The organism is Leifsonia sp. GW821-FHT13C05, from assembly GCF_058806515.1.
The window spans coordinates 202682-213918 of record NZ_JBXAPT010000003.1 but is presented as its reverse complement, the minus strand read 5'-3'; the positions used below and the strand labels follow the sequence as shown (position 1 = coordinate 213918).

General features: G+C 69.5%; 8 protein-coding genes. 6 read left to right on the top strand and 2 right to left on the bottom strand.

Annotated features, from left to right (window positions below):
* The first annotated feature begins 77 nt into the window (after positions 1–77).
* The 6 genes from AC1ROC_RS11390 to AC1ROC_RS11365 all read left to right on the top strand — a co-directional run bounded on the left by AC1ROC_RS11390 (position 78) and on the right by AC1ROC_RS11365 (position 6616).
* Positions 78–1163 (top strand): glycosyltransferase family 2 protein, encoded by a 1086-nt coding sequence (locus tag AC1ROC_RS11390; RefSeq protein ID WP_493000224.1) that lies wholly within the window; start codon positions 78–80, stop codon positions 1161–1163.
* Between the two features lie 173 nt (positions 1164–1336).
* Positions 1337–2734: a glycosyltransferase family 4 protein gene (locus AC1ROC_RS11385; RefSeq protein WP_493000222.1), complete on the top strand. Its 1398-nt coding sequence runs from the start codon at positions 1337–1339 to the stop codon at positions 2732–2734.
* Between the two features lie 47 nt (positions 2735–2781).
* On the top strand, positions 2782–3678 hold the full coding sequence (locus tag AC1ROC_RS11380; RefSeq protein ID WP_085369133.1) for an ABC transporter permease: 897 nt from the start codon (positions 2782–2784) through the stop codon (positions 3676–3678).
* Between the two features lie 2 nt (positions 3679–3680).
* Complete coding sequence (locus AC1ROC_RS11375) at positions 3681–4940, top strand: ABC transporter ATP-binding protein (RefSeq protein WP_493000219.1); 1260 nt, start codon at positions 3681–3683, stop codon at positions 4938–4940.
* 33 nt (positions 4941–4973) lie between these two features.
* A complete protein-coding gene (locus AC1ROC_RS11370) occupies positions 4974–5816 on the top strand; it encodes a glycosyltransferase family 2 protein (RefSeq protein ID WP_168688868.1) in 843 nt (280 codons plus the stop codon).
* The gene (locus AC1ROC_RS11365; protein WP_493000217.1) at positions 5813–6616 is read left to right on the top strand and encodes a hypothetical protein; all 804 of its coding nucleotides are present in this window, start codon (positions 5813–5815) and stop codon (positions 6614–6616) included. Before AC1ROC_RS11370 ends, AC1ROC_RS11365 begins: the two co-directional genes overlap by 4 nt.
* Here the strand turns inward: AC1ROC_RS11365 and AC1ROC_RS11360 are convergent.
* Both AC1ROC_RS11360 and AC1ROC_RS11355 read right to left on the bottom strand, forming a co-directional pair.
* Entirely contained in the window at positions 6603–8690 is a 2088-nt protein-coding gene (locus AC1ROC_RS11360) for a cell wall-binding repeat-containing protein (protein WP_143465748.1), read from the bottom strand. The two genes, AC1ROC_RS11365 and AC1ROC_RS11360, sit on opposite strands and share 14 nt — an antisense overlap.
* A 172-nt stretch (positions 8691–8862) precedes the next feature.
* Positions 8863–11202, bottom strand: coding sequence for a cell wall-binding repeat-containing protein (locus AC1ROC_RS11355; RefSeq protein ID WP_493000215.1), 2340 nt, complete (start codon positions 11200–11202; stop codon positions 8863–8865).
* Positions 11203–11237: the final 35 nt, after the last annotated feature.

The window sequence follows — 11237 nt, the reverse complement described above, 5'->3', positions numbered from 1 at the left end:
CAGGGGTTCATCCGGGCAAGTCTAGCGGCGGAGTGGTTGTCGCCGGTCATCTAGACTGTGCGGCGAGGAGGCAGCGAGTGAAGTTGGCGATGACCATGATGGTGCGCGACGAAGTCGACATCGTCGGTGCGATGCTCGATCACCACCTCCGGCAGGGCGTCGACGTGATCATCGTGACCGACAACGGCTCCGTCGACGGCACGTACGAGCTGCTGCAGGGCTATGCGGAGCGCGGCGTCGTCGACCTGCGCAGCGATCCCGTGCACCAGAAGCAGCAGGGCGTCACCGTCACCCGGATGGCGCGCGAGGCGAAGACCGTGCACGGCGCAGACTGGGTCATCAACGCGGACGCCGACGAGTTCTGGCTGCCTGCGCGCCCCGGCATCACGCTGAAAGAGGCGTTCGGGAACATCCCGGTGAGCATCCAGGCGTTCGACGTGCCCGTGCACGACATGATCGGGCCGGCGGCCATCGCCGGTTCCGGCCTGCAGCGGCTCGCCTACCGCGACCTGCGGTCGGTGGATGCGCTGCACCGCGTCGGCCTCAAGGCGCACGCCACCCACGACGCCGCCCACATCGGAGACGCGGAGGTCGAGGTGGTGCAGGGCAACCACTTCGTCAGCCTGGAGAACCGCGGCCCGGTGCCGGAGGGCTTCGAGGTCGAGGTGCTGCACTTCCCCTGGCGCTCCTGGGAGCAGTACAGCAGGAAGGTGCGCAACGCCGGCAGCGCGTACGAGAACTCGCCGGACCTCACCCCCAGCCCCAACCACCACGGGATGCGCGACTACCGCCGCCTGCTCGACGGCGTCCTCTTCCCCCTCTACCTCTGCCGCCACCCGGACGACGCAGAGCTGGCCGAGGGGATCGCCTCCGGAGAGTACGTGCTCGACCGCAGGATCGCGGACACCGTCCCCTCCCCCGTCGCCGACGTCCCGGTCGACGAGGAATCCGTCTCCGAGGCGCGCGCGATCGGCCTCGCCATCGCAGACCTCGACAGGCGCGTCGCCGCCGCGGACGCCCAGGCGACAGGCCTGGAGCGTGAGGTCGACGAGCTGAAGGCGGAGAACCAGGGTCTGCGAGAGTTCATAGACCGCCTCACCTCCCGCCGCATGGTGCGGATGGCGGACGGCGCCGCCAGACTGCTGGGCCGCGGCCGGCGCTGAGCGACGAGGGAGCCGAGACCGGGCGCGTCCTGGTCACACCGATCTCCCCGATTGCAGTGGTAGCCTGCCGACGGCTTTTCGTGCTGGGCGTGCCCGACGCGGGCGAGAAGCACGTCAGCAGACGCCAGAATGCCCTGGCGCACCCACACGTGCAAGCAGGAGACTCTTATTCCATGACGTCCACACCGTCGCAGATCGAAACCGCAGCAGGGGGCGCGGAGACCAAGCGCCGCATCCTGGTCGTCACCCCGGACACCCTCGGTGAGCTGATGGCCGGGCCGGCGATCCGCGCCTGGGAGATCGCGAAGGCGCTCTCCGAGTTCGCCGACGTCCGCCTCGTCTCCACGAACAGGGCCGAGATCAGCTCCGACGCCTTCCCCGTGCACTTCGCTGACGATTCAGGGCTGCACGAGCACGTGGACTGGGCGGAGGTCCTGGTGTTCCAGGGGCACATCCTGCGAACCCACCAGTGGATCAAAGACACCGACACGATCATCGTGGCCGACATCTACGACCCGATGCACCTGGAGCAGCTCGAGCAGGGCAAAGACCTGGGGCCCGCCGACAGGCTCGCCGTCGCCATCGACACCGTCGAGGTGCTGAACGACCAGCTGGAACGCGCGGACTTCATGGTCTGCGCCTCCGAGAAGCAGCGCGACTTCTGGCTCGGCCAGCTCGCCGGGCTCGCCAGGATCAACCCGGCCACCTACGACAGGGACCCGAGCCTGCGCTCGCTGCTCGACGTCGCACCGTTCGGCGTCGAGAACGACGCCCCCGTGCAGCGCGCCCACGGCATCAAGGGCACCGTCCCCGGCATCGGGCCGGACGACAAGGTCATCATCTGGGGCGGCGGCATCTACAACTGGTTCGACCCGCTGACCCTCATCGAGGCCGTCGCCATCGCGGCCAAGGCCCACCCCGACCTGCGCCTCTACTTCCTCGGCGCGAGCCACCCCAACCCGAACATCCCGACCATGCGGATGGCCGTGGAGGCCCGCAAGCGCGCGGAAGACCTGGGACTCACCGGCAGCGTCGTGTTCTTCAACGACTCCTGGGTGCCGTACACCGAGCGTGCCGACTTCCTGCTCGACGCCGACCTCGGCGTGAGCACCCACTACGACCACCTCGAGACGGCGTTCAGCTTCCGCACGCGCATCCTGGACTACCTGTGGGCGTCGCTGCCGATCGTCAGCACGGACGGAGACACCTTCGCCGAGCTCATCCGCGACAACGAGCTGGGCCGCGTCGTGCCGCCGGAAGACGTGGATGCGCTGGCCACCGCCATCGAGGAGCTCCTCTTCGACGCCGACGAGCGCACCCGCATCGCCGGGAACGTCGAGCGCTTCGCCGCCGGGATGACCTGGGCCACCTCGCTCACGCCGCTCATCGAGTTCTGCAAGAACCCGACGCCGGCACCCGACCGCGTCCGGGGCATCGTCTCCGAGCGCACCAGGATCAACAACGACCTGCACAAGCGCATCGCCGGACTCGAGAACAGCTCGTCCTGGCGGCTCACCCGGCCGCTGCGCGCGGTGATGGAACGACTGCCCGGCCGACGCTCCGAGCTATAATCCATCGAGCGCGCGATACCGATACCCCGACACAGATTGACGACTGAATGACTGCACAGGATCGATACCTTGCGCTCTCCCAAGAGCGGATGGTGACGGTCGGAGGCGACAGCAAAGCCGGATCGTGGCACTCGCTGCGCGAGATCTTCCGCCACCGCGAGCTCCTCTCCCTCCTCGTCCGCCGCGACCTGAAGTCGCGTTACAAAGACAGCGTGCTCGGCTTCGTCTGGACGCTCGTGCGCCCGCTGACGCAGCTGCTCATCTACGCGATCGTCATCGGACAGGTGCTCGGCGCCGCCAGGAACATCCCGGACTTCGCCATCTACGTCTTCACGGGCCTGACGGCTTACTCGCTGTTCTCCGACATCATCAGCGGCACGACAGCATCCATCGTCGGCAACTCCGGGCTGATCAAGAAGATCTACCTGCCGCGCGAGATCTTCCCGCTGGCGAGCGTCGGCTCCGCCATCTTCAACTTCCTGATCCAGTTCGTGATCCTGCTGGTTGCGACCATCGTGATCGGCAAGCCGCCGCTGCACGCCGAGACGTGGTACCTCATCCCGTCTGTGCTCCTGCTGCTGGTGTTCGGCACGGCGTTCGGCCTGCTGCTCTCCGCGATCAACGTTTACCTGCGCGACGTGCAGTACCTCGTCGAGGTCGTGCTGCTGCTCCTGCTCTGGGCGTCGCCGATCGTCTACTCCTGGACGATGGTCCGGGATGCGCTCGGGCACTCGCTCGCGCTCGACATCTACACGGACAACCCGGTGACCCTCGCCGTGCTCGGCTTCCAGAAGGCCATGTGGGTCGGCGGCCAGGGCGTCGCGGAGTACCCCGACTTCCTGCTGCTGCGCATGGGCATCGCCTTCGTGATCGGCATCGTCCTCCTCCTCGGCTTCCAGCGGGTCTTCTCGCGGCTGCAGGGCAACTTCGCGCAGGTGGTGTGACGATGACGACCAACATCACGCAGAGCAACACGGCGACCGGCGCGGAGGGCGAGGCCCCCGAGGTCGTTCGCGTCGCCGACGTCTCCAAGCGCTTCGTCATCCGCAAGGACAACTCCCTCAAGGAGCGGCTGGTGGCGTTCGGCCGCGGCCGCCAGCACCGCGAGGAGTTCTGGGCGCTCAAGGACGTCAACCTCACCATGCGCGCGGGAACGACCGTGGCGCTGATCGGCCACAACGGCTCCGGCAAGTCCACCCTGCTCAAGGTCATCGGCGGCATCATCGACCCGACCTCCGGCAGCGTCTCCCGCCGCGGGCGCATCGCCGCCCTGCTCGAACTCGGCGCCGGGTTCCACCCCGACCTCACCGGGCGCGAGAACGTCTACCTCAACGCCTCCATCCTCGGCCTCAGCCGGGAGCAGACCGAGGAGCGCTTCGACGAGATCCTGAGCTTCTCCGGCATCGGCGACTTCATCGACACGCAGGTCAAGTTCTACTCGTCCGGCATGTACGTGCGCCTGGCGTTCGCCGTCGCCGTGCACACCGACCCCGACCTGCTGCTGGTGGACGAGGTCCTGGCGGTCGGCGACGAGGCGTTCCAGCGCAAGTGCCTGGACAAGATCCGCTCGTTCCAGGAGGAGGGGCGCACGATCATCCTCGTGACGCACAACCTCAACCAGGTGACGGAGCTGGCTGACAGGGCCGTGCTGCTCAACCGCGGCCAGGTCGTCTTCGACGGCGACCCGGGCGACGCCGTCACAGAGTTCAGGAACATCCTGGAGGACCGGCGCGTCGTCGAGGCCGAGGCGGAGGCCGCCGTGCAGGCGAACAAGCACCCCGGCGTCACCGTGGAGCACGGCCGCGTCGTGGACGCCCGCGTGTTCGCCGTCGGCCGCGAACCCGGCGAGCCCGTCCAGCCGGGCGACGACGTGCGCATCGAGGTCACCCTGGAGCACGACACCGGCATCGACGACTGGATGTGCGCCATCCAGATCGACAACACGATGGGCCAGGCGGTCTACGGCACCACCACCGCCCGCATCGGCGCCGCCCTGTCCAGGCTCAAGGAGCGCCGCACCGTCGGCATCGTGCTCAAGGAAGCCCAGTTCGGCGCAGGCAAGTACTTCGTCAACGCCTCCCTCATGGACAGCGCGGGCCGTCACCTCTCCGACATGCCGCAGGCGTGCTCGTTCGATGTGCCGTACTACCCGCTCGCGGTGGGTGTCATCCACGCGGTCCCGGAGGTCATCGACCTCTCCTCCTGACCACCCGCCAGCAGGCCGCACAAGAAAGCACGCATGACTCCTTCCGTTCTCGTCGTCACGGTGACGTACAACTCGACCGAGGCCATGCGCCCGTTCCTGTCGTCGCTGCCGTCGGCAGGCTCGAGCGTCGTCGAGGTCATCGTGGTCGACAACGCGTCCGACGGCGCTGCGGAGACGGGCGAACTGGTACGCGCGGCCGGGTACACGTTCGTGGAGCTGCCGAAGAACGAGGGATACGGCGGTGGCGTGCGTGCCGCCGTCGACGCCGCGACCTCGAACCCCGACCTGATCCTGGTCGCGAACCCGGATGTGATCTTCCAGCCCGGCGCGATCGACGTGCTCGCCTCCGCGGCGGAGGAGCTGCCGGGCGCCGGCTCGTTCGGCCCCAAGATCCTGGATGCGGACGGCACCGTCTACCCGTCGGCCCGCCGCCTCCCCTCCCTGCGCACCGGCGTCGCCCACGCGCTCTTCGGGCGCATCTGGCCCACCAACCCGTGGACGGTGCGCTACCGCGCAGAGCGCGAGACGGAGTCCCGCAGGGCGGCCGGCTGGCTCTCCGGCGCGTGCGTGCTGGTGCGCGCAGAGGCGTACCGCGAGCTGGGCGGCTTCGACCCCGGATACTTCATGTACTTCGAAGACGTGGACCTGGGCGCCAGGCTCGGGCAAGCGGGCTGGCGGAACATGTACATCCCGGAGGCCGTCGTCACGCACACCGGCGCCCACTCCACGTCGCGCGACGCGCACACGATGGAGAAGGCCCACCACGACAGCGCATACCGCTATCTGTCGCGCAAGTACGCTGGCTGGTACTTCGCCCCGCTGCGTCTCGCCGTCCGCTTCGGCCTGTGGGGCCGCCTGTGGTGGGTCTCGCGGTGAGTGCATCGTCGTTCGCGCGCCGCGCCGTGTCCGCCGCGCGGTGGCGCTGGGCGATGGCCCGCTACCGCTCCGGCCGGTTCCGCCCGCAGCGCCTGCACGGCGCAGCGGAGGGCGGCGAGGTCGCGATCATCGTCTGCCTCTGGAACCGCCGTGAGCGCATCGACGCGATCCTCACCCAGCTGGATGCGCAGCAGGGCACGCGCATCCGGTTGCTGTTCTGGAACAACCGCCCTGCCGACGCCGCGTACTACCGCGAGCGCATCGCCGCGTACCGCCCGCACGGCGCTCTCGCCGAGGTGAGCATGTTCACCAGCAGGGTGAACGTGGGCGGCCTCGGCCGCTTCTTCGTGGCGCGCAAACTCTACGTCGACGGCTACCGCGGCGCCTTCCTGATGCTCGACGACGACCAGGACGTGAGCGACCACCTGGTCACCGACCTGCTCGCCGCTTCCGGGCCGCACACCATCGCCGGGTTCTGGGCCTGGACGATGGACGGAGACTACTGGGCCCGCAGGCCGGCAGAGCCGGGCGACCGGGTCAGCTACGTGGGCACCGGCGGCTGCGCGTGCGACATCGACATCGTCAGTGACCTGTCGTTCTTCACCGAACTCCCGCGCTACTTCGCGTTCCTCGAAGACGTGTGGATGTGCGGCTACGCCCGCAAGCGCGGCTGGCGCCTGCGCAAGGTCGACACCCCGATCGAGTTCGTCCTCGACGAGACCAACCAGCACCACTCGCTGGCCGAGCTCAAGGCGGAGTTCTACCGCTACCTGCAGCTGGACGACGTCAGCACGGCTTGAACGCCACGGCGTCCGCCGACAGCACGGCCGGACCTCCGATGAAGACCACCTTCGTCGCCTTCATCTTCGCGATGTCGTTGCCGATCGAGCGGGGGACGCACCAGCCGGGTGTGACGAACAGCGGGCCCCTGGTCGCGCCGGCGAGCGTCGAGCCGGAGAGCGCGTCCGGGAAGGTCGTGCCCGCCGCGATGTAGACCGTGGACGCGGTCGGGAACTTCGACGCGTTGATCAGGTGACTCGTCTCGAACCTGTCGCTTCCGCCGATCCGCGTCGCGGTCACTCCGACGTTCTTCAGCGCCGTCTCGTAGCCGTTCCCGACGGCGCTCGGGCCGCCGATGATCGTGGCCGTCTTGACGGCCGAGGCGGCGAGGTACGACGCCGTCGGCGCATCCAGCGCTGCAGAGCCGGTGACCAGCAGCATGGGCTGCGCGGCGACGCCGGCTGCTGCCGCAGCGGAGAGCGCATCCGGGAAGTTGACGCCGGACGCGAAGTACGCGCCCGTGGCCGCAGGGAAGGCGTACTTCGCGAGCTGCCTGGAGGTCTCGAAACGGTCGTAGCCCGCGACCCGCACGGTGTTGGGCTGGACGGTGCGCAGCGTCGCCAGCACGCCGTCTCCGATGGCTGCGGCCCCGCCGACCACCACGATCTTCTTCGGCGCGAGCCGCTTCAGCTCGGCGAGCACGGAGGAGGGGACGAAGCCGACGTTCGCGAGCAGCAGCGGTCCCTTCTGGGCGGCGGCCGCCGGTCCTGCGCTGATCGCGTCGGCGAAGTTCGCGCCGGACGCGATGTACGCCACAGGAACGCCCGCTGCCGGGTACGCGGCCTTGGACACGGCCACCGAGGTGTCGAACCGGTCTGCGCCCTGCACCCTGCCCGCCGTCGGGCTGCCGTTGATGCCGGAGGAGAACAGCACGGTCCTGCAGCCGAACGCCGCGTTCCCCGCCGTGTTTCCCGGTGCCGCGATGGCGGTGATGCACGCGGAGTACTGGCCGTCGCCCGAGCGCGGGATGCTCGCGCTGAACCCGTGGTTGGCGCCGGCCGCCGGGAAGGCGTTGCCCACGTCCGGCCTGGACGCTGACGCAGCCACCGTCTGCGTGCTGACGCCGGACGGGGTGTTCCAGGTGATCTGCACGCTCACCACCGAGGTCGCGAGCGTGAGGTCGATCGCCCATCCCGCGACCGAGAACGACGACGCGGTGAGCGTGGCCGACTCGTAGTTGCCGGTCGGCGGGACGCCACCGGAGGTGGGCCCGAACCAGTCCGTGTACTGCACCCAGAAGTTGCGGTTGCCGTATGCGGAGCAGCCGTCGCCCGTGCCGTACAGGTTGGCGAGTGCCGCGGCGTTCGGCTGGTACGGCGTGTAGTAGTAGAGCGCGGCGGTGGCCTTGTTCTGGATCAGCACGTTGCCCGCACCGCACGCGGCACTGGGGCTCCAGCGGATGGCGCTGACCTGTCCGACCGGGAACCAGGTGAACGAGTTGTTGGTCCCCGGCGGGTTGCCGTAGCGCTTGTACTGCCACGCCGCCATGTACACCTGGTTGTAGAAGCCGAAATACTGCGAGTCGCACGCCGCGGTGTCCGGGCAGGCGTACCCGGTGGCCTTGTTGTACTGTCCCGTGGTCGGCCAGGTGTCCTTGACCAGCCCCTGCTCCTTCTGCAGGAGCACGAGCAGCACCTTCTGGCTGATCCCGCACGCGGCTCCGACCTTGGCGATGATCGTCGCCGAGGTCTCGTTGGCGCCTCCGGTGTATGCCGCGCACATGGCGTCTCCGGCCCGGGAGAACGTGCTCTGGCGGTAGTCCTTGAGGCAGGTGTATCCGGCGCGGCAGGTGGAGACCTGGGTGTTCAGGAACGCCTGGATGGCGCCGGCGTCGAGCGCCGAGCCGTTGTAGAAGTTGTAGTCGCTGATGATGTTGCCCGGATCGAACCCGGAGGCGACCGCCGTCTTCACGGGGCCGAGGACCCCGGCGGCCGGTCGGGATGCGGACACCGTTGCGGATGCGGACACCGGCTCCTGGGCCTGCGCAGGCGCGCCGAGAATCGCGCCTCCGAGCGTCACGGCGATGGTCGTCATGAGCGCTGCGAGAAGGCGCGCGCGAGCGTGGCGGGTCAACACATCGTCGAGCCTAGCCAGGATACGCAGCGTTTGGGCCCTCTGACGCAAAGGAATTGCATGCAAATTGCGTCGAACGCTCGTTTATTGAATTTGCCTCAGTTTTGCCGCACCCTGTTCGGGGGTGGACCGGCTACGCGCAGACGCTGAGCGACGAGATGCCGGACGAGAGCGCCGCCGTCCCGCCGAGGACGGTCATGGCGGTCGCGCCGAGCCTGCCGACCTCCGCCACGGTGCTCTGGGCGACGCATCCGGTCGGCACGACGTAGAGCGGGGCGCCCTTCGCTCCGGCGAGTGCCGATCCGGCCAGAGCGTCGGGGAAGGTCACCCCGGAGGCGACGAACAGGGCCGTGTCCGAGGAGAACACGTTCTTGTTGACCACCTGCGCGGTCTCGAAGCGGTCGCTGCCCCCGAGCCGGGTGACCGGGGCGATGCGGCCGAGCGACGTGGCGAGCGCGTTGGACACGCTCACCGGGCCGCCGACCACCGCGATCGAGGTGGCGCCGAGCTTCGAGATGAGCGACGAGGTCGCCGCGTCCGCTCCCGCGGCATAGCCGGGGACGAGCACGACGGGGTTCGCGAACGCTCCGGCCGCCGCTCCGGCCGACAGCGCATCCGGGAACGAGGTGCCCGTGGCGATGTAGACCCGCTTCGCGCTCCCGAACGCGAACGCCGTGACCTTCCTCGACGTCTCGTACCTGTCGCCCCCGGCCAGCCGCGTGACCGTGCCGTACGACGAGAGTGTCTTCGCGACACCGGCGGATACGGCGTTGACCCCGCCGACCACGATGATCCTGGTGGGCTTCAACCGGGCGATCTCGGCGGCGATGGATGCGGGGAGCGCCCCGGGCATCGTCAGCAGCAGCGGGGCGCCGAGCGCGACCGCGGCGGGTGCTGCCGAGAGCGCATCCGGGAAGTCGACTCCGGAGGCGACGACCACCGTCTTCGCCGTGCCGGGGAATCCGGCGCGCGAGATCTGCACGGCGGTGTCGAAGCGGTCGCTGCCGGACAGCCGCGCGACGGCGGGCTTGGCGACGGTCGTGATCGTCCCCGTCGAGGTCGCGGCCGCGGTGGTGCCCCACCGCGAGACCAGGCGGTAGGTGTGCTTCCCCGGCGTCGTGGGCAGGGGTACGCTCCACGCCCCCGCCGACGACACCGTGGCGGTCGTGTTCGCACCGGAGGCGTCCGTGCGGCCGTCGTAGTAGACGGACACGGTCGTCTGGGCGTTCCCGCCCGCGACGGTTCCGGTCAGCGATCCGGGCGCGAACACGGTCGAACCGTCGTGCACGGAGGGCACGGGCGCCGAGACGGCCACCGACAGCTTCCAGCCGGGCTGCTGCGATGCGACGCTGGGCGACGCGGAGGAGCGCAACGGGAAGAAGGCACCGAGCTGTCCTGAGCCGCAGGTGTCCGACTGCGAGCTGGCGCTCGTCACACCGAGGGCGTACGCCCCGACGACGGCCGAGCCGCCGCTGTCGCCCTTCAGCACGCACGCATCGCTGATGATCTCGTTGACGTCCTGACCGTCCACGTCGACCATCGCGTCGACGGCCAGCACCTTTCCGCAGGTCCAGCCGCTGCTCGACCCCGACTTGCACATCGAGGCCCCGACCACGGCCGTCGTGTCGCCCTTGATGCCGAGCGAACTCGCGGTCGGCGCGCCCTGCGCACCGCCCCAGGTGGAGATGGCCGCCTGGGGCGCGAAAGCGGTGCTGGTCACAGCGATCCGGCCGGAGTCGAAGCCGCCGCCGAACCGGAACGTCCCGGCGACGGGAGAGCCGATGGTCGCTCCGAACTGCGCGGCCGGGTCGCTCGGCCTGCTCTGGACGATCTGCATGATCGAGGAATACGGCGTTCCCTGCACACAGTGCCCTGCCGTCACGAACTGCTGCTGGTTGCTCGCGTCCGTGCCGTTGAAGCCGATCGAGCAGCGCTCCCCGCTGTTCGCGTCGACGAGGTAGCCCCACGCCGTCCCGCCGAGCAGGGGCGCTGCCGCCGCGTTCAGCCGGAGACCGCTCATGGCGGGAGGGGCGGACCCGACCGTCACGGTCGCTCCCGTGGCCTCCGCGGGAGCGACGTCCGCCGACGACGCGACGGTGACGTGGAGGTCCGTGCCGTCGATGCGCGACGCCACCACGTCGACGCCGTCCTTCTTCAGCGACGACACGACCGCTGCTGCGTCTGTCGCCGCCGCCGCGTCGCTCAGGTACTCCTCGGGAGTGACCCCGAGGTCACGCTGGACGGCGTCGGTGAGGTCGGCGGGAAGCTGGGCCGCCGCTGCGGCGAAGGTCTCGGGGGCGTACTCCCCCATCGTCGGCGTTCCTGCGGGCGGCGTCGGGGCCGGGTCGGCTGCCTGCCGCGCGAGGGAGGCCACCGGCGCGGCCGGCGCTGCGGCTGCGGGGCCTGCGATGCCCAGGGCGACGGTGGCGCAGACGGCGGCGACGATCGCCGTACCCAGACGGAGGTCGGTCATGGGAGCTCCTCGGAGACGGTGTGCCGGGGCGAGCC